Origin of the sequence: Evansella halocellulosilytica, from assembly GCF_002335745.1 — a bacterium.
In the GTDB taxonomy this organism is placed as follows: Bacteria; Bacillota; Bacilli; order Bacillales; family Salisediminibacteriaceae; genus Bacillus_CA; species Bacillus_CA halocellulosilytica.
The window spans coordinates 231,936-252,058 of the sequence record NZ_NIST01000001.1 but is presented as its reverse complement, the minus strand read 5'-3'; the positions used below and the strand labels follow the sequence as shown (position 1 = coordinate 252,058).

The window sequence follows — 20,123 nt, the reverse complement described above, 5'->3', positions numbered from 1 at the left end:
CAGTATGGAAAATTTCGGATTAAGAATTGGAGAGGAAGAAATCATATCCTTATCATCTTTTGAAGTATTTCATAAGTATACTGGAGAGCCATTAGCCACAATTTCTAAAGCTGAAAAGGAGCATGTTAAGCAAGCGGTTGATGTAGCGGTAAAGACATTTGAAACGGATCAACTAACACCTTATCAACGATTTGAGATTCTGAATAATGCTTCTAAACTATTAAAAGAGAGAAAAGAAGAAATTTCAGAACTACTCGTTAAGGAAGTAGGTAAAACGATTTCTGAAGCGGAAGTAGAAGTTGACCGGGCTGTTCAAACGTTATTAGTTTCATCTGAAGAAGCGAAACGAATTGGAGGGGAGGTCGTCCCTTTATCAGCTAGTCCTGGTAGCGAAAGTAAGATGGGTTATTATGTTCGTACACCAATAGGGGTAGTTTGTGCGATTACGCCTTTTAATGTCCCTCTTAATCTTTCTTGTCATAAGATTGGTCCAGCTATTGCTTCTGGAAATACAGTCGTTTGGAAACCATCTTCTGATACGCCGATTAATGCCTATGTATTAATGGATATTTTGCGGGAAGCAGGGCTTCCAGCCGGGTATGTAAATCTTATTTGCGGAGAAGGTTCTAAAGTAGGGAATTGGCTTCTTGAAGATGAAAGGATAAACAAGTATACATTTACTGGAAGTCCTGGAGTCGGTTTGCATATTAAACAAAACAGTGGTTTTAGAAACGTTTCTTTAGAATTGGGGAATAACTCACCCAATATTATTCATCATGATGCAGACGTTACAAAGGCAGCAGAATTATGTACGAAATGGGGGTTCACTAATGCAGGGCAAGCGTGTATTTCCGCTCAACGCCTTTATGTACACAAAAGTATTAAAGAAGAATTTCTTAGTCACCTGACTAAACATACAAAAGCTATCAAAATGGGAGACCCAATGGACCCATCGACCAACATGGGGCCATTAATTAGTAAGAGAGAAGCAGATCGAATTAAGAATTGGATTGATGAAGCTGTAAGCCTAGGAGCAAAATTAGTAACGGGCGGTCAGCAGGACGGTTCATTTATTACACCTACAATTTTAGAAAGTGTAAATAATGAGATGAAGGTTGTGTGTGAAGAAATTTTTGGTCCAGTGATGACGATTATTACCTATGAAGATATTGATGAAGCTATAAAACAAGCTAATGATAGTCAATATGGATTACAATCAGGTATTTTTACATCGAATATACATACAGCCATGTATGTTTCAAACCAGCTGCGTACAGGAGGAGTTATTATCAATGATGCCTCCACTTATCGAGCAGATCTTATGCCATATGGAGGAATTAAAAATAGTGGTACAGGGCGTGAAGGTCCTCAATATGCCATTGAGGAAATGACGGAATTAAAATTGATTGTTATCAATACGTGATTATATAAATAACTCAAGTATGAGAGTAATTGATAGAGTATTGAAGAAACGAGTGATCCATATTGATACAGATAAGACAGATAACCCTAATACTCATTGCGGTGTTAGGGTTTATCTTAATTTTATTTTTGTTAGATGGTCATGTTAATTGGGAGGTTCGGGCTACTTTAGCTGTGACATTTCTAGGGATCTTTTTATGGATTACCGAGATGCTCTCATTTGGCCACACGTCCATTGTTATTTTAGTAATGTATATTATTTTTCAAGTAGCAGACCTCGAATTGATTTTAAGCGGGTTTGCAACCGGAGCCGTCTTTTTAATCATCGGGGGAATGATGTTTGCAAATGCCGTAAATAGTACCCCTTTAGCGAACCGTGTTGTATATTTTATTTTGAAGTATACGGGAAATTCACCGAATTCTCTCTTATTTGGGATTATTCTTATCCCACAAATTCTGGCGATATTCATACCGACTGCGGCAGTGAGGGTTTCTTTAATACTACCGGTAATTTTATCATTAATATCGATTCTTCAGATTCATAATGAAGTAGGGTTAAAAAAACAAATGATGTTAGCTGTGTCTTATGGCGGAACTATATCAGGGATTGGGTTGCTCCCTGCTGCTGTAAGTAATGTGATTGTTGTTGAATTATTATATTTTTATACTGGGACAATCATTTCATATTTTGATTGGTTTCTTTATACCTTCCCAATATGGTTTCTCTCTATTCCAATTACTTGGTATGTGGTCAAACAGTCTTCTTCAACAGAAGATCTTCACTTAGATAATGTAAAAAAAGAAACAATCCAACAAATTACAAAGCTTGGTCCATTAAGCCGTGAAGAACTGAAGTGTATCATTATTTTAGTTTTTACAGTTATGTTATGGACAACCCAGCCACTTCATGGTCTTCATCCTTCCGTCGTCACTCTTTTATCAGCCGCCGTTATGGGGATGCCTTTTATTGGGGTCACCGAGTGGAAAGTGATTTCCAAAATAAATATTGATACGGTTCTCCTTGTTGGAACAACGATGTCGATTGGGATTGTGATGATCGAAACAAAATCTGTAGATTATTTATCGTCTATTCTATTTACTGATGTATCATTAGCGATTATATCGGTTCCAATATTATCTATTATTCTTCTGGCCGTTTTCGTTCAATTATTTCACCTTGGAGTATCAATTGTGTCCACGGTGGTTGTCACACTTGTTCCGGTGGCTATAAACCTTGCACTACAAGTAGGGGCAGACCCAGTTTTATTTGTTATGACAACTGGTGTTGCAAGTTTATGCGGATTTATCCTAGTCATTGAATCAGTTCCGAACATTATGGCTTACTCGACAGGTTTAATAACGCAAAGGGACTTTATTAAACCTGGAGTCATTTTAACGGTGATTTCGACAATATTATTAATAGTTGTAGCTGCTATTTGGTGGAATTTTTTAGGACTATATTAAATTGAAAGTGCTTCCTTTTTGCGCAAATAATTTTACATTGGTACTTCAAGAGAATGCGATATGAAGAAGATCGATACTCTCAAACTTTGTATTTGCTCCTTTATTGTACAAGTGCTATCATTTTCATACTAAATAAAGGAGCTGATTCCTTGGTTACTCAAATCATCTTAGACGAAACGGTCATTCCGGTTAAAAACTTCGAAACGAAGCAAATAGATGAATTAACGGAAATCGATGTGATATTTGATGTAAAAAGTGAAGACTATCATCGGATTACGACGTTGCTTTACTATGGGTCATTTCAAGTCGAAGTGCCAGAAGCAGACTTGCAGTTTTACGGTGCGATTCAGCAATATTCAACGTCACTGACAAACTTATATGAAGCAAACCAAGTCGGAGAATTTCGATTAGTGCTACGGGAAGTGAACAAGCAATGAAGCTAAGCATATTAGATCAAGCACCGATATCGTCCAATCAAACAGCGCAAGAGGCACTAGCAGAATCGGTCAGGCTTGCTCAAGCAGGGGAGGAGCTAGGCTATACACGATATTGGATTGCGGAACACCATGATTTTCCCGGACTTGCATGCCCGGCTCCGGAAGTGATGTTAAGTTACATAGGAGCCCAGACGAGCCGAATTCGAATTGGCTCCGGTGCGACGCTGCTGCCACACTACAAGCCGTATAAAGTAGCCGAAGTATTCAATCTGCTCGCAACGCTGTTTCCTGGTCGAATCGACCTTGGCATCGGGCGCGCACCTGGAGGCTCAGCGGAAGCGACGAATGCGCTATCTGACCAATTTTTAAAAAAGGTGTGGGACATGCCAAATGCAGTGAAGGATCTGCTTCATTTTTTAAACGAAGATTTCCCGGACGACCATGAATTTGCAAAGGTTTCGGCTTCACCAGTGCCTGAGCAGCTTCCAAAACCTTGGATTCTCGGGACGAGTAAAAAAAGTGCCCTTCTCGCAGCAGAAAACGGGCTTGCTTATACATTCGGACAGTTTATGAGTGATAAGGACGGAGCTGAAATCATCAAAGACTATGTCGATGCTTTCCAGCCACGAAAACAAGTGAACCGTCCGAAAGCGATTTTGACCGTATCGGCCATCTGTGCTGACACGACTGAACGCGCGGAAGAAATCGCATTAAGCAATTTGGTCTGGTCGCTACAAAAAGGGGAAGGGCGTGAAAGAGTCCCGTCCGTTGACGAAGCAAAACGATATAAGCTAAGTCGTGAAGAGCAACTTTCCATTGAAAAAATGAAGCAAAAGATGGTCATCGGAAATCCTCAAGAGGTCAAACGAAAGCTCCAAGAAATGCAGGAGCAGTACCTAACCGAAGAAATCATGATTGTAACGATTACTCATTCTCCTGAAGACCGTATACAATCATATAAATTGATCGCGGAAGAGCTACTTTCTTAAGTCATGACCGACTCTCCCATTGAGCCGGTCATGTTTTCAAATGATAGGAATTTATAAAATTTCAATCTCTCGATTGTTTTTTAGCTTCAGCGAAAAGCGTTACATCACGAGCTTCCACACGGATGTGGTGACTTCGGCGTTCTTGCAGGACGCGGGGGTTTTAGCCGAAGTTCTGATCTAACGAGTTGCCTCGACGGACAAACTACGAAGCAACTCAGGTACTTTCGACACTCCTTTATCTCACTCGGCTCAGACCGACGAACACGGACGTTCTAGTGTCGGGCATGCTACAGGACGTGGCGTTTTGTCCGATCAGTTTTCTTCGTCGATAACCAAAGGCGCTTGCGCTTTTCTTAATATATGCATCGGATTTTGTTCCTCAAGTTTAAATTCAACTTCTCCATCTCTTCTTCCACATTTTATTCCAAAAAAAGGTAATTTGTAATTGTATTCACATATAGGCTTTGGAAAATCGTGTAGTTACGGAGGGGAATTCTGTTGTATGACAGCATTATGGCTGAACAATTCGCCTTGACATAACTGACCATGCGTCAATCTTGGTAAACACGATTTGTGAATAAAACTGAGCGAAAAAACATGCACCACACGATTTCCAAAACTAAAAAACCAAGATTCCGCGCTTCGGAATCTTGGTTTTCCACTTATCCTTTCACGACATCAGCTAGTAGTTCGTATGAGCGAATCCGTTCTTTTTGGTCGTAGACGTGTGTGTTGACGATAATTTCATCTGCGCCCGTTTCATCAATGAATTCCTCGAGCTTTTCTTTGACGACAGCGGGACTGCCGGCAACTGAATAACGGAGCATTTTTTGAACTAATGCTTCTTCTTGGAGTCCCCAATGCTCATCCATATTTTCGACTGGTGGCTGGAGCTGACCGGATTTTCCACGAATAATATTAAGGAATGCTTGAGACTGTGACGTTGCAAGCCACCTCGCTTTTTCATCGGTGTCAGCGGCGATCACATTCACACCGATCATCGCATATGGCTTGTCGAGAACGTCAGAAGGCTGGAAGCTCTGGCGGTAAAGCTGCAATGCCGGCAGCAAATAATCAGGTGCAAAATGACTCGCAAAAGAAAATGGCAGTCCAAGCTGACCCGCAAGTTGGGCGCTGAATCCGCTTGAGCCTAACAGCCAAATCGGGATGTCTAGTCCTTCACCGGGGATTGCACGAACGCGGTTTCGCGATGTAGGTTTTAAAAACTCGCGCAATTCAGCGAGTTGATGTGGGAATTCGCTTCCGTCGCTTCGCGTATTTCGTCTAAGCGCTTGTGCAGTAAGTTGGTCTGTCCCAGGTGCGCGTCCTAAACCTAAATCAATCCGACCAGGATACATCGATTCAAGCGTGCCAAATTGCTCGGCAATAACGAGTGGTGCGTGGTTCGGGAGCATAATTCCGCCCGAGCCAACGCGAATTGATGACGTTCCTCCAGCGATATAACCGATGACGACCGACGTTGCGGAGCTGGCGATGCCTGGCATGTTATGGTGTTCAGCGAGCCAGAATCGTTTATAACCGAGAGACTCAACTTGTTGAGCAAGGTTTAAACTATTTTCAAACGAATCGGCCACCGTTTTTCCATCTAAAACAGGTGCAAGATCGAGAACCGATAAATGTATATCTTGAAGTCGTTTCCGTTCAGACATGTGAAATCCTCCTTTTATGAAAAAACAATCATGTTAAGTCAACCTTAATGATTATGTAAAAGAATATCATGATCATCATCTTAAGCGCATGAAATTTGCTCGGTCCCACCTCTACGGAGCTATTGTGAAATATTGAGCAAACAAAGCGCAATTATGATAAAATGATGTTGAAGCCTTACATATAGGAGGGACTCGAATAATTATGATGAAACACATTTCCAAGTGGCTGTTATTAATAACTGGTCTTATTCTGTTTGTTCCTTCGGCGTATTATACGACGCTCATGACGATTGAACGAACCCATCAAGGGAATATCGGAAGTCAGTTTGTCATTGACTCAGCAGAGATGATCGACCCTGAAATCGAGTTTCAATTAGAAGGTGGCTACGATATTTTTGAGCTTGAAGGGTTAGAGCATGATTATGTGTATACGACTGCACTCGCTCATTACGGAGACGAGACTATTGAGATGACGCACGAGCTATTAGCCGATGAAGTAGAATACCGGGATCCTAGAAAAAGTAAAGTCGTACCCGCTAATCTTAAATTAAAACTGAACGGTGAAGTTTTAGATACATATGAAGGTTATGACGTAAATGTTGAACGTTATTATCAAGATCAATATCGAGATCACGTTTCATTTTTAGAAATTGAGGATCGAAAGGAAGACGAAGAATTTTTTGCTGTTGTGATCGGGTTGTCAAACCCAATTGTAAGAAAAAAGCAGCGGGACGAAGGGCAAATTTATATAGAAGGTTGGACTCCGGTCGAGGAGTATGAGTATCGGGCTTTTCTTATAGAGCACGATGGAACGTGGACGAGAGAGGATTTTGATTATGATAACCGGACACCGCTACAAACCGAATTAGCTCGTACTGTATCACCAAGTGGAATCGGGCATAATACCGATGCCTTGCACTACTACCCAACATATTTCTTCCCCTTTCTTTACCCATACGGCTCAACATTAATTGGCCTTGTCATGATCATCATCGGGTTTCCAAGAAGAAAACGTGATTAAATAAACGTTTGTTTAACTATTTTTCGACAAAAAGGACAATAGGAGGCAACTTCTCTATTTTTGGACGCAACTTCTGTTTGTTTGTGCGCAACTTCTGTTTGTTTGTGCGCAACTTCTGTTTGTTTGTGCGCAACAACTCTATGATTGTGCGCACCTTCTCTATGTTTAGGCGCAACACCACTTGGATTGGACGCAACAACTCCTAGATTAGACGCAACATCTCTATGTTTAGGCGCAACTTCTCTATGATTGTGCGCAACAACTCTTTGTTTGTGCGCAACTTCTCTATGTTTGGACGCAACTGCTCTTTGTTTGTGCGCAACAACTCTTCGTATGGACGCAATTTCTCTATGTTTGTGCGCAACACCACTTGGATTGGACGCAACTTCTCTATGTTTAGGCGCAACACCACTTGGATTGGACGCAACAACTCCATGTTTGAACGCAACTTCTCCTGAATGTTGTTAAGAAATTGTATAGGTTGACCGTATAGAATAAAGGAATTATGAACAGGCACAATTACTATACGGAGCGGCTTAGAAATGATTAAAATATTATATGTTGATCAAGCTGGAATCTATAGAGATGGACTCAGGATCCTTCTCGAAAACGAGGAGGATATGAGCGTTTTAATGGTTGAACCGCATGATGAACGGATCAAAAAGGCGATAAAACTAAAGCCAGATCTTGTGCTGATCAATTCACAAATTCAATCAACCGACAGAATTAAAATCACAAACCTCATCAAAAAACAACAACATCACGTGCAAATGATCTACCTTTTACCATCATATAAACAGAGTCTGATAGTAAAAGGAATAAGAGAAGGTGCCGATGGCTTTATTTCAAACAAATGTGCTCCAGAAGAGCTAGTAGAAGTCGTTCGTGAATATTATGGAAAAAAGCAGTCTTTATCTAGAAACGAGCAAAGGAATGAGCTCCGTCGTCACAAAAGCAGGAGAAAGAAGTTAATAAAAATGGGTATGGAAGTTGAGTACAATGAAATGCTTGTTCGCTTTACGTTAAACGGTGGTATTCAGAGGAAAGACTTGATACAAATAAAGCGGCTAGAGTTAATGTTGACAATTAAATAAGAGAAGAGAGCGTGAGGGGAAATCCTTCACGCTTTTAAAGTGAGGGTGATTTTCCATTACCTACATATACCTTTGCCTTTTTCCTTTTTTGGCTCCACTTACTATACCACCTTGTAATTCCGTCGCTAATATGGAGGTTTAATTCATCTAATGCATTTTCTAATTGCTCATACTGCAGGTCTACTAACGGATCTTGTCCTGACGTTGCATATCGCTTCATTAAATAAAAGCGTGCATATTCATCTTCTGGCTTCATCCGACAAACTTTAGTGAACCAAGCTTCAGCTTCCTCGAAGTAATGGTGATAATCATAGCAGATCCCGATTTCGTATGCTGTTTTTAGCCATAGCTTCTCTAGGCGAAATCTCTCCGCCTCTGCCCACAAAAAATTGTAATTGTCCAAATAGGGGTTTTTATATAACTCCATTAGCGTTTCATAGTCACGAATCGTATCGATTTGAACAGGTGGTGCTTCATCGAGTCGTTTTTCCCACTCAACTAGGTCGATGACTGCATTTTTAATTGACAAAATGTAGCCATCATGCTGATTTTTGATTGAAAAGTGGCTTGTGAACCGTTCAAGTGTTTTCCGGATATGGTAGATCGTTGTATAAAGCTGAGCGAAAGCTTTTTCTTGATCAACCTCCGGCCAAAGCAACTCGATTAATTCATCTTTACGAACCGTTTTTCCGTCATGATGAAGCAAGTAGAGAAATAGCTCTTGCGCTTTTGATGTACGCCATTGGACCACTTCACTTTCCCCATTTGTGAATTGGAAACGTAAATCACCACTTACTTGAATGCGTAACAAGTTTTCTCGAGGGACAGGAGCTTCCTTTTCTTTCTGACAGCTCTCAATTCTCTTAAATGTTTTTTGTAATCTCTTTAATGACACAGGTTTTAAAAGATAATCTAATGCATTTAATTCAAATGCATGGATCGCATACGAATGAAAAGCTGTCACAAAAACGACAGATAAGCGAGGATTCACTTCTAACAGCTGTTCTGCTAATTCAATGCCATTTATGTGAGGCATTTCAATATCTAAAAAGACAACCTCGACCTCTTTAATTAAATCGACGTGCACATTCATCTGTAACGTCACAAACGTTTCAATATCAGCCAGTGGATTAACTTGACGAATCTTTCGCTCGAGTACTTCTAACGCGAGCGGCTCATCATCTACAAGAATCAGCTTCATAAGTTCCTCCTCTTGTCAAAGAACATCTTCAAATTTTTACCTGCTTTTATTATACAGCATTCTATCTCCAACTCTAAGCCTGAAATACATTTTCATCGTTCACCAATTAAACTAGCATAGATAATTACAAAGGACAGCGGAAATCGCTCATCGGGCGATAAGTAATGAGCACCAAGGAAAAACGAAGGTTATTTTACGGATTCAGGACTACTCATTCATCATGCTGTTGAGAAATTGTGAGGGTGTTCCAACTTAAATAAATATTTGTGTGAAAATGATGATGAAGGTAGGTCTACTAACCTAGCGACTAACCACGGGGCCCCTCTTCTTTTGTTTCCTTTTAGGATTACTGATGATATAAAAAAGGGAATATCTATCATTTAGTATCATTATATAGAGATAGCAAGAGCTTTCTGCTAACCTTTTTAGTATGAAGAAAGAACACTTTCCATCATTTCAAATATGCCCTCGATTGCTGAATAGTCGAAATACAAAAGAGCTACAATAATGACCTATATATGTTTGTTTAAATATCCTTACGTCTTTCTTACAATTCGGCATAGTTAGCAAGTTAATTGTCACTATTCGCTAGTTACAAAGCGTCATTGGAAAGGTAAGATAATAACTGTCCCGTCAACAGAGAAGGATGCCGATCACCATATAATCTAATGAATGCAAATAGCTAAAGGAGCCCGTATGTATGACGTTGTATAATTCTGACCGTATTAGGATCCCTGTAGGATTTTGGAAAGGATTAAGTAAATTAGGGATTGCCGCTCACGACGTGGTTCGAAAAGCACGACTTCCACTCACCGTTATTAATGAACCAGTTGTCACTACGGCCCAATATTTTGCTCTCTGGCAGGCTTATTCCGACCTCATTGATGATACTGCGAAAGGAATCATCAAGCTTGCGACCGGCTTTGAAACAAATCATTATCCACCGACCGTCTTAGCTACTTACCACGCTCGTGACTACCGCGACGCTCTAAAGCGAATGGCCCGGTATAAACAACTGTGCCCTCCCGAAAACTTACGTATCACCGAAGAAGGGGAGCACTGTACAATCGAGCTGGAATGGTTGCATACTGAGCAGCCCGGTCCGCCAATGTTGGTAGGAATCACGCTGGCATTTCTTCTCGAGCTAGGACGCCGGGGCACAGGTCAACCTATAACAGCGAAGTTCGTCGAATTTTCACAATCAATGGGTGACGTACAGGCACTAGAAGCTTATTTCGGCTGCCGTATTCAGATCGGTGCAAATTGTAATAGGCTGACGCTATATCGAGAAGATCTGGATCGTCCCTTTGTCTCGTACAATGCAGAGCTGCTGGAGATTCTAACTCCCGTACTGGACCAATCATTGAAAGAGCAACAACGTAACCGCTCAATTACCGAGATGGTCAAGTGGATCATTAAACGAAGCCTGACAGGAGGACGCCCTGACATTCAGAATGTCGCGAGCGAGTTGGGGATGAGTGAGCGTACATTACAGCGTAGGCTTACTGACGAAGGCACGAGTTTTAAGGATCTGTTGACACAAGTTCGACACAAGCAGGCGCAAGAGTACTTGCTAGACCCTTCGCTAGAAATTAAAGAAGTTGCCTTTCTGATTGGGTTTGAAGACCAGAACTCATTCTACCGTGCCTTCCGTCTCTGGGAAGGTGACACCCCTTCAAATTGGCGTAATGAACATTTAGTACAAACTTGACTATATTATCAAAACGATAACCAATTAATAACTAAAAAAGTACAGGAACATTAAAGAGGAGAAATTTATGATGGATATGGGATTAAACAATAAAACAGCTTTAGTTACAGGGTCAACTAGAGGAATAGGTAAAGCAATTGCTATTGAACTTGCCAAAGAAGGTGTGAATGTACTCATTAATTGCAGAAACGATGAAGAAGTAGAGCGAACTGTAAATGAGATTAAGTCAGATTTCCCAGCTACCTCTCCTCAAAATGCTACGGCCGATATTGTGGAAATTCAACAAAGAGAAGCTTTATTTGAAAAATACCCTAACATTGATATTTTAGTTAACAATATGGGTATTTATGAAATAATGCAATACGAAGACGTTGACGATGAAGTATGGGAAAAGTACTTCCGTACTAATGTTCTTGCTGCAAATGGATTATCCAAGTTTTACTTACCTAAAATGTTGAAAAATAATTTTGGCCGTATTATCTTTATTGCGAGTGAAGAAGCCATTATGCCTTCAGGACAAATGCCTCAATATTGTATGACAAAATCAATGCTATTATCATTGTCAAAAAGCTTATCTAAATTAACAATAGGAACAGAAGTTACAGTTAATACGATCATGCCAGGGCCAACACTCTCTGAAAATGTGCATCAAATAATTGAGAGTATGTACTCTAATGAAGAAATGACTTTTTCAGAAAAAGAGAAAGAATTTATGACTACAAACCTACCTCAATCTGAAATACAGCGATTTATCAAGCCAAGCGAAATAGGTAGATTAACTACATTTGTATGTAGTCCTTATTCATCCGCGTTTAAAGGTTCTCCAATCCGTATGGATGGAGGCATGGTACCGACTATTTTTTAACTGGTGTTTATCCCATCTCCTTCGAGATGGAATAAGCGAGCTTACGAAACTATAATCTTTGCCAATATAAATAACTAACCCATCCGAAAAACGTCGTGATTACTAGAGATCGAAAACACAAATAAATCATTTTTCTTGTAAGTCAGAGAAGCATTAGTTCAAAAGAAATTATTGGCTTCTAGCCTACTCATCCTACGCTCTTAACAATTTATTAGCAGCCGGTCTATCATTACTAGTTTTAGGTGCAATATGACTGATTTTTAACCGAAGGAAACAGCAACAAGCGTCAGGTAAAGTTTTTAAGAAAATAAGAACTTAAATAGTGGAGAGTTGGCAGTGTAGAAACACCCATGTTTTTAAAAAGCATGGGTGTTTCTATTTCTGTTTAAGAAGATGTTGAGAAATTGTAAAGGTGCAATAGTTAAAATAATTATTTGTGTGAAAAAGATTAAGAGGATGAGGAGGTTTATGAATGAGAAAGAGAGTAAGTATTGTATTAATTTTTATGCTCGTTTTTCAAACACTTGTAAGCAGTGTCGCGGTACCAGCGCATAGTTTAGCTGAAGATAACGGCGATTCTGTGTTTACTTCAATGGCGTTGACAGATAAAGACGGAAACGAAATAGAATCAAAGTCTGATGCAGCTTATGTTTTGATCAATTGGTCTATAAAAGAGGTGGACGTGGAGAGTGGTAGTACAGAGACAATCCATTTACCACAAGGGCTTCGAGTTGAAAGTGAACAAACTGGTTCTTTAGCTGATGAAGAAACAGAAGTAGGAACCTTTCTAGCTACATCAGATGGAATAGTTACTGTCACATTTACTGAAGAGGTAGAAGCACATAACGAGGCAGAAGGGTCGTTTCGTGTAGCAGTATTAACGGAAGAGGAGACGGATGAAACTGGTAAAGATCCGGTAGAGGTAGAGGAAGAATTATCAGCAAAGGAGGATTCTGACTCTCCTCTAGAAGAACCAAATAAAACAGAAGTTGACGAAGGCGAAAAGCAGGAAGAAGTGGAAATAGAAGATCAACGTGAAGTAGAGGTGGAACAGAAGGAAGCGACTAACAAAAGTATCACTACTTATACAGACGAGATCGAAATAACTGAAAACCTCCTTACAAATGTGAATTTGTATCAACGTTTTCTAGATGATGAGGAGGACCGATTATTAGAGCCCGGACAAGAAATTGTCGTGGACCATCCGTTTGATGAATTTAAAGTAACGATTCAATACGAATTTGAACTTCCGAACAATCACGGGTATAGCGATGGCTCTACGTATACGATTGAGGTTCCAGATATTTTCAGAGTATTACCAAATCCGGAGGAAATGGAACTGAGAGCTCCAGATGGCACTATGTTTGGAACATTTATCGTGAACAATCAAAATGAAATTGTTATCACATTCAATGAAAATATTGAAAATAATTCGAACGTTAGCGGATACATTCAGCTTTGGTCAGAGTTTGCTGCCCATTATTCAGGACCAGCTGAAGGAAACGAAATTGTATTTCCGATCACAGGGGAAGAAGCGATAACGTATCCGGTTAAGTTTTTACCAGATGCATCAGCGATCGATAAACGAGGTGTTCCAGATAAGTCATATAACTCCACCTCCATTACGTGGACCGTTGATTTCAATAAAGATTTACAAATGATTGAAGAAGCATCACTTTCAGATACGATTACTGAAGGAGAGCATTCTTTTGAAGAAGGATCATTGAAAGTTTATAAGCTTCATATGAATGCCGATGGAACGATTGACGAGGAAAAAACTGAAGAAATAGTGAATCACGGCTTTGGGTCAAACTTCCCTCTTGAGCTAGGAACGATCGATTCAGCGTACCGTGTCGTTTATGATACAACAATCAATGATCATGAGGGGACGACATACAGCAACGAAGCGAGTCTAGATGGAGAAAACACGGAACCTGTAGAAGCAGAAGCAACGGTTACAGTTGACCGAGGTAAACCGCTTGAGAAGTCATCAACCGGCTATGATGCTAGTACACAAACGATTGAATGGGAAATCAAATACAACTATGACGAAAAAGTAATTCCTCAAAATCTAGCCACATTGACAGATGTATTTGGCGAAAACCAGCAGCTTACCAGTGGTGGTTTCGAGGTTTACGAAGTGGAGATCGACCCAGATACTGGGGAAGTAGTCGAAGAAAGATCATTTGAAAACTTTGATTTTACAGAAACGGAAAATGGTTTTGAATTCCAGTTTAATGAAGACATCGAGCATGCATACCGTATCGTCTATGAAACGAAAAACATTGAGCGGGTTGAAGATGGTGTAACAATCAATAATACAGTTTCGGATGAGTACGATAATATAATAGAAGGCAGCCGAGGCATTCAACAGCAAGTATTAAATAAATCGAACGATAACAATGCTCATTATGATGATAAAACAACAGGCTGGACAGTCAGAATGAATAGTGACGAATATACGATGGATGATGTCATATTCACAGATGAGCTGCCGATAGGGTTTACGCCAGAGGGTATTCAGGTTACTCATGATGGGCAAGTTTGGCAAGAAGGTACAGACTATGAACAAACCTTTGATCCAGACACCTATATGCTAACACTTGAATTCGACAACCCCATCACGAAGGAAGTAATCATCACATATACGACTGTTATTGATTTCGATAAGGCAGAAAAAGGGACACAGTCATACCGAAATAACGCATTGGTTGAGTGGACCCCTGAAGGTGAAACGGAAAGAAGAGAGAAGGAAGCATCGGCTACTTTTACTCCAGATTCTTATACGATCGCAAATGGATTTAAAGGTGGATCATACAATGCGGTTACGAAAGAAATTGACTGGGAAATTGGAGTAAACTATAACAAAACGACGCTTACAAATGCGATTGTCGAGGATTACATTGTTGGTGACCAAAATTTTGACCTTGAATCGGTCCGGATCTTCCATATGGAACTAACAGGAGGAGACAACGGGGTTGAAGTTGGAGAGGAACTTGATGAAAGTGATTATGAACTCGAGGAGCTAACGAATGACGACGGCGAAAAAGGTTTCAGAGTCAACTTATATAACATTGACACCCCTTATTTAATTACGTTTACGACGGATCTTACGGATCAATTGATTGCTGAGACTTATGACAATACAGCAGTTGTAAAAAGTGAGAACCAAGAGGATATTGTGTTAGACGCCTCCGTCTCCCCATATCGTGGAGGGGAATATACGAAGAAATCGGTTGTACAAAACGACGAAAATCCGCGAGTTGCCAATTGGCAGGTCGACATTAATTTCGCACAGTCAACAGTTTCAAACGTGGCGATTTCAGATACACCTAGCCAAAATCACACGTTGTTAAAAGATACAATTAAGCTGTATGAGACAAAGGTAACCGAAAACAGTATTGCGAAAGACCTTGAAGCAATGCTTGAAGAAGGAATTGACTACGAAATCGAATTTACTGAAGATGCTGACGGGATCGAAACCTTTACGATCACACTTCTCGAAGAAGAGATTACTCGTGGTTACGTCCTTGAATATGATACGTACATTATGTACGCGGGTGATGGCTATATCGAAAATGATATAAAATTTGAAGCTGAACAGACAGGCGACCTTGACACCGACGATTCTATCAGTCATCGAATTGATCTTTCTGGGATTGGTGGAGGAATCGACGGTGAAATTGGCAGCTTGGAAGTTATGAAAGTCGATGCTGACGATAACGAACCTTTAGCGGGAGCTGAGTTCACTCTTTATGATGAAACGGGTGAACAAGCATTACGAGCTTATACAACCGGTGATGATGGGAAGGTAGTTTTTCAAAATTTACTACATGGTGACTATATTTTAAAAGAAACAGAAGCACCAGAAGGCTATGTGGTAGGGATTGATCAAGAGATGACGGTAGTAGTCGATGAAGAACTCTCTCAAGTAACAGTCGAGAATCAAAAGGTCGTCCGTGATGTAGAACTGATGAAAGTCGATTCTGAGACGAATGAGCCGCTTGCAGGTGTAACCTTTAGACTACAAGATGAGCAAGGAAATATCGTCGAAGGCTATGAAAATATAGAAACAGATGAAAATGGTCTAATCCAGATCTTTGATCTTGAGCCAGGTGAGTATGCATTTGAAGAAGTAACACCACAAGAAGGGTATCAACCTCTTGATGAGTTGATTCACTTCACGATTGATGAAAACCAAACAGAGCGACGAGAAATGATCGTTGAAAATTCGATTGTTCTAGGATCAATCACATTAGTGAAAGTCGATAAGGACAATGAAAACGTTCCGTTAGAAGGTGCTGTATTTGCTCTGCTAGATGCAGACGGTCATAATGTGACGGTAGACGGTGAAGAAAGTTTCACTACTGATGAGAACGGTGAAATCTTCATCGATAACCTCCGACCAGGTACGTATTATTTTGTGGAACAGCAAGCACCAGAACATTATGTACTAGATTCAGAACCAATAGAAGTAATGGTTGAATTAAATCAAACGGAAACAGCTGTTGTTCATGTTGAAAATGAGCTTATAACAGGAGCTGTGGAATTAACGAAGACAGGAGAAAATGGTCTTGTTTTAGAAGGTACCGTCTTTGAGTTGCAGGATGAAGAAGGAAACACATTGCTTGAAAGCTTGACAACAGATGAAGAAGGAAAACTTGTCGTAGCTAACTTGAAGCCAGGAAGCTATCAATTCGTTGAAAGGGCATCTATAGCGGGGTATGAATTAGATCAGACGCCAATCCCATTTGAAATTGAGTTAAGTCAAGCAGAAAGCGCAGAAGTGCAAATGGTCAACGAGTTAACTCCGGGAACGGTTCAATTAACGAAAGTAGGTGAAGAAAACGAAGCACTAGAAGGAGCAGAGTTCACCCTTCTAGATGCGGAAGGAAATGAGCTAGAAACAGGCTTAACGACAGACGAAAACGGCCAGCTGCAAGTAGAATTGAAGCCAGGTAACTATCAGATTATTGAAACGAACGCACCGTTTGGTCATGATTTAGATGCAACCCCAATCGATTTTGAAATTGAATTCAACCAGCAGGAAACGTTAGAAATCACGAAAGAAAACAGCCGTACGACAAGCTCGGTCGAATTAACGAAAGTTGGAGAAGATGGACGTGTATTAGAAGGTATCGTCTTTGAACTGCAGGACCGTGATGGGAACATGCTTCAAGAAGACTTGACAACCGATGCGGAAGGAAAACTCATCGTAGATGGTTTAAAACCAGGTCACTATCAATTCATTGAAACGTCATCTATAGCGGGATATGAATTAGTTGCTACACCAGTTTCGTTTGAAATCGAATTAGGTCAAACAGAAAGCACAGAAGTAGAGATCATCAACGAATTAACGTTAGGAACGGTTCAATTAACGAAAGTAGGTGAAGAAAACGAAGCGCTAGAAGGAGCAGAGTTTACCCTCCTAGATGCGGAAGGAAATGAGCTAGAAACAGGCTTAACAACAGACGAAGATGGCCAGCTGCAAGTGGAATTGAAGCCAGGAACGTACTATTTTGTTGAAACAAAGGCGCCGTTTGGCCATGAGTTAGATACAACACCACTCGAATTTGAGATTGATTTCAATCAGCAGGAAACACTAGATTTAACAAAAGAAAACAGCCGGACAACAAGTTCAGTCGAGCTACTTAAAGTAGATCAAGAAACGAAAGAGCCGTTGGAAGGTACCATTTTTGAGCTTCATAAAAATGGCGAAATCATTCGAGAAAACGTAACAACAAATGAAGAAGGAAAAATTTTCGTCAATGACTTAAAACCAGGTACGTATCAATTCATTGAAACACAAGCAACAGAAGGATATATTCTTTCTAATGAACCGATCAGCTTCACGATCGAATTAGGGCAGACAGATACCCTTCACATAACAACAGATAACGAGATTGTAAAAGGTGGCATTGAACTAACGAAAGTAGATGCCGATGATGTGAATTTACAACTCGAAGGGGTAGAGTTTGAACTGCAAGATGCAGAAGGAAATACCCTTCAGACTGAATTGAAAACCGACCAGACTGGAACACTCATCATCGATGATCTTCGTCCAGGTCAATATGTACTCGTTGAAACGAAACCACTATTTGGCTATGAGTCACATGAGCCGATAGCATTTACGATTGATATCGGGCAAATGGAAGATAAAAAGATCACGATTACCAATAAGTTAATACGTGGTGAGGTTGAACTTACAAAAGTTGCAAAACATGATGAATCACTTGTACTAGCGGGTGCTCAGTTTAACCTCTTTGATAGGGAAGGGAATCAAATCAAGGAGGGACTAAAAACAGGTAACGACGGAAAAATCGTTATTGGAGATTTAAAACCAGGTGAATACGAATTTGTCGAGACGAAGGCACCAGCAGGCTACAAGCTGGATGTTACTCCGATTTCATTTGTTATTGAAAAAGGGCAAACAGATTTTACACAGGTTGTTGTAACGAATGAGAAAACACCTGACCATTTAGATTCCGGTTCTGGTTCGAAAGAAGATCCGCAACAACCTGAAAATGATCACGACAAAACTGGAGAAGGAACGAAGTCACAAGGAGAAAGCCGATTGCCGAAAACAGCAACGAACACATTTAACCTATTATTACTAGGTGTCGGACTACTCATCATTGGCGGGACAATGATAGTGGCTTATCGAAGAAGAAGAGAAATATAAACCTTTAAAAAACATCACATCATGGTTTGACATTTGATATCACCCCAGTAAGGTTTAGGTATCCTTATTGGGGGATTTTTTCTGTGGCATCAGCGTTTTTTACTATAAGTATCCTTTAATTGACAGACCTCAGTTGCAAAATCTTAATGTATCTATCTTTTGTAGTTGTTTTGGAATTATTTATATAAAAATACAATGTTTTAAATATTCGGAGGCTTATATGAGACTTGATCTAGCAACACTTGACTTAGTTGTGGGTGTTGTGAATTTTATGGTATTTATCTTAATGTTGATGCTTTGGAGAAATAACCCCTCTGTAAAAGGTCCTGCTCTATGGGCTTTATCAGCTGCTATTTCATTTACTGGCTTTATTACCATGCATCTCTTAGACGGAAGTTTGGGCATATTTTTGAATAATTGCGGCACGTTGATTGGTGCGATATTTTTAATGGAAGGCATTCTTAGGTTTCGAAATGTTGGGAATGAGAGTCGAAGGTTAAAAGGAATGGTATTGATAATCATCGTATCGATTGTCATGTCCTATATCAATCAATCGTATCCAACCGCAAGGTATCTATATCATGATATTATTGTCGTATCGGTTTGTATCATTTCGATGATTGCATTGCTTTATAAAACGAATAAAGCCCAGTTTTTTGTTCATATATATGGAGCTATTTCATTTCTTATTATCATACCGGTTTTTTCTTATCGATGGTATTTGGCTTTCAGTGGTCAAATTGAGGATAAGTTAATTGGTTCCACACAGCATGAATTTCAAGCATTTTTGTTCCTGTCCGTTATTCCGCATATCATTGGATGGTCTTTTGGCTTAGTTCTAGCTGTTTCATATAGATTGAGACAGCAACTGATGGCTACACTGGAAGCAAAATGGTTACAAGCTCAAATACAACCACACTTTATTTTCAATACACTAAATTCGATAAATGCACTCAGCACCATTGATATTAACAAAATGCGCAAATTAGTAGAGGAGTTTAGTGAGTTTTTACGGAGTAGATTTGATTTTCATTCATTTAATAAATCGGTATCTGTTAAAGAGGAGCTTTCTATTGTAAAGTCATATTTATATATTGAAAAAGTAAGGTTTGGCGAAAAATTAAATGTTCGCTGGGAGCTAGATGATGTAGAAGAGTTTTATTTGCCGACACTGACGATTCAACCCATAGTTGAAAATGCAATTAAACATGGGATATTGAAACAAGCAAATGGTGGAACACTTGAAATCAAAGTTTTTAAGAAAAAGGATTATGTAAGAGTAATCGTGAAAGATAATGGAATTGGAATGGATGAAAAAGAAATCCTTTCGATCGAAGATTTCGATTCAGGTGAGTTTAATGGGGTAGGATTAGTGAATACGAATAGAAGACTAATCAAAGATTTTGGAACAGGTTTAAACATTAAAAGTAAAGTCGGAGTAGGTACTGTCGTTGCCTTTAATATTACTAAATAAATCGAAATATTCATATATCCCTAGTCATTTCTCTATACATGGATAAACGAGATGACAGATTTTCGACTAAAAATCGAGACTAAGTTAGGTTTT

14 protein-coding genes are annotated in these 20,123 nt (G+C 39.8%); 10 read left to right on the top strand and 4 right to left on the bottom strand.

What is annotated here, in order from left to right:
- Positions 1-4 precede the first annotated feature (4 nt).
- From CD001_RS01140 to CD001_RS01125, 4 genes are all read left to right on the top strand, one after another.
- On the top strand, positions 5-1,423 hold the full coding sequence (locus CD001_RS01140) for an aldehyde dehydrogenase family protein (protein ID WP_096185814.1): 1,419 nt from the start codon (positions 5-7) through the stop codon (positions 1,421-1,423).
- A gap of 62 nt (positions 1,424-1,485) precedes the next feature.
- Positions 1,486-2,886 carry an SLC13 family permease gene (locus tag CD001_RS01135; RefSeq protein ID WP_179298556.1) on the top strand — a complete coding sequence of 467 codons (1,401 nt, stop codon included), beginning with the start codon at positions 1,486-1,488 and terminating at the stop codon, positions 2,884-2,886.
- 149 nt (positions 2,887-3,035) lie between these two features.
- Positions 3,036-3,323: a DUF3219 family protein gene (locus CD001_RS01130; RefSeq protein ID WP_096185812.1), complete on the top strand. Its 288-nt coding sequence runs from the start codon at positions 3,036-3,038 to the stop codon at positions 3,321-3,323.
- Positions 3,320-4,312 (top strand): LLM class flavin-dependent oxidoreductase, encoded by a 993-nt coding sequence (locus CD001_RS01125; RefSeq protein WP_096185811.1) that lies wholly within the window; start codon positions 3,320-3,322, stop codon positions 4,310-4,312. The genes CD001_RS01130 and CD001_RS01125 overlap by 4 nt, the downstream gene beginning before the upstream one ends.
- 662 nt (positions 4,313-4,974) lie before the next feature.
- Here the strand turns inward: CD001_RS01125 and CD001_RS01120 are convergent.
- The gene (locus CD001_RS01120) at positions 4,975-5,982 is read right to left on the bottom strand and encodes an LLM class flavin-dependent oxidoreductase (RefSeq protein ID WP_096185810.1); all 1,008 of its coding nucleotides are present in this window, start codon (positions 5,980-5,982) and stop codon (positions 4,975-4,977) included.
- A gap of 202 nt (positions 5,983-6,184) precedes the next feature.
- Here CD001_RS01120 and CD001_RS01115 point away from each other — a divergent pair, with 202 nt between their 5' ends.
- Entirely contained in the window at positions 6,185-7,003 is an 819-nt protein-coding gene (locus CD001_RS01115) for a hypothetical protein (protein WP_096185809.1), read from the top strand.
- 16 nt (positions 7,004-7,019) lie between these two features.
- On the opposite strand, the gene CD001_RS25865 is transcribed toward CD001_RS01115, so the two are convergent.
- Both CD001_RS25865 and CD001_RS25860 read right to left on the bottom strand, forming a co-directional pair.
- Entirely contained in the window at positions 7,020-7,199 is a 180-nt protein-coding gene (locus CD001_RS25865) for a hypothetical protein (RefSeq protein ID WP_142303528.1), read from the bottom strand.
- Positions 7,200-7,205: 6 nt separating this feature from the next.
- Positions 7,206-7,451, bottom strand: a complete 246-nt coding sequence (locus CD001_RS25860) for a hypothetical protein (protein WP_142303527.1) — start codon at positions 7,449-7,451, stop codon at positions 7,206-7,208.
- Between the two features lie 94 nt (positions 7,452-7,545).
- On the opposite strand from CD001_RS25860, the gene CD001_RS01110 reads away from it, so the two are divergent.
- Positions 7,546-8,097 carry a response regulator gene (locus tag CD001_RS01110; RefSeq protein WP_096185808.1) on the top strand — a complete coding sequence of 184 codons (552 nt, stop codon included), beginning with the start codon at positions 7,546-7,548 and terminating at the stop codon, positions 8,095-8,097.
- Between the two features lie 34 nt (positions 8,098-8,131).
- Here the strand turns inward: CD001_RS01110 and CD001_RS01105 are convergent, their stop codons facing one another.
- Positions 8,132-9,298: a response regulator gene (locus CD001_RS01105; protein ID WP_096185807.1), complete on the bottom strand. Its 1,167-nt coding sequence runs from the start codon at positions 9,296-9,298 to the stop codon at positions 8,132-8,134.
- 700 nt (positions 9,299-9,998) lie between these two features.
- Here CD001_RS01105 and CD001_RS01100 point away from each other — a divergent pair.
- The 4 genes from CD001_RS01100 to CD001_RS01085 all read left to right on the top strand — a co-directional run bounded on the left by CD001_RS01100 (position 9,999) and on the right by CD001_RS01085 (position 20,030).
- Positions 9,999-11,009, top strand: a complete 1,011-nt coding sequence (locus CD001_RS01100) for a helix-turn-helix transcriptional regulator (RefSeq protein WP_096185806.1) — start codon at positions 9,999-10,001, stop codon at positions 11,007-11,009.
- Positions 11,010-11,079: 70 nt separating this feature from the next.
- Entirely contained in the window at positions 11,080-11,874 is a 795-nt protein-coding gene (locus tag CD001_RS01095; RefSeq protein WP_096185805.1) for an SDR family NAD(P)-dependent oxidoreductase, read from the top strand.
- Positions 11,875-12,346: 472 nt separating this feature from the next.
- The gene (locus tag CD001_RS01090; protein ID WP_096185804.1) at positions 12,347-18,556 is read left to right on the top strand and encodes a SpaA isopeptide-forming pilin-related protein; all 6,210 of its coding nucleotides are present in this window, start codon (positions 12,347-12,349) and stop codon (positions 18,554-18,556) included.
- A gap of 220 nt (positions 18,557-18,776) precedes the next feature.
- Positions 18,777-20,030 carry a sensor histidine kinase gene (locus CD001_RS01085; protein WP_096185803.1) on the top strand — a complete coding sequence of 418 codons (1,254 nt, stop codon included), beginning with the start codon at positions 18,777-18,779 and terminating at the stop codon, positions 20,028-20,030.
- The last annotated feature ends 93 nt before the right edge of the window (positions 20,031-20,123 follow it).

Bases quoted from the DNA above. Each gene is read 5' to 3' on its own strand.
- CD001_RS01140 (WP_096185814.1), top strand. From the start codon at position 5: ATGGAAAATTTCGGATTAAGAATTGGAGAGGAAGAAATCATATCCTTA.
- CD001_RS01125 (WP_096185811.1), top strand. From the start codon at position 3,320: ATGAAGCTAAGCATATTAGATCAAGCACCGATATCGTCCAATCAAACA.
- CD001_RS01120 (WP_096185810.1), bottom strand. From the start codon at position 5,982: ATGTCTGAACGGAAACGACTTCAAGATATACATTTATCGGTTCTCGAT.
- CD001_RS01115 (WP_096185809.1), top strand. From the start codon at position 6,185: ATGATGAAACACATTTCCAAGTGGCTGTTATTAATAACTGGTCTTATT.
- CD001_RS01110 (WP_096185808.1), top strand. From the start codon at position 7,546: ATGATTAAAATATTATATGTTGATCAAGCTGGAATCTATAGAGATGGA.
- CD001_RS01105 (WP_096185807.1), bottom strand. From the start codon at position 9,298: ATGAAGCTGATTCTTGTAGATGATGAGCCGCTCGCGTTAGAAGTACTC.
- CD001_RS01100 (WP_096185806.1), top strand. From the start codon at position 9,999: ATGACGTTGTATAATTCTGACCGTATTAGGATCCCTGTAGGATTTTGG.
- CD001_RS01095 (WP_096185805.1), top strand. From the start codon at position 11,080: ATGGATATGGGATTAAACAATAAAACAGCTTTAGTTACAGGGTCAACT.
- CD001_RS01090 (WP_096185804.1), top strand. From the start codon at position 12,347: ATGAGAAAGAGAGTAAGTATTGTATTAATTTTTATGCTCGTTTTTCAA.
- CD001_RS01085 (WP_096185803.1), top strand. From the start codon at position 18,777: ATGAGACTTGATCTAGCAACACTTGACTTAGTTGTGGGTGTTGTGAAT.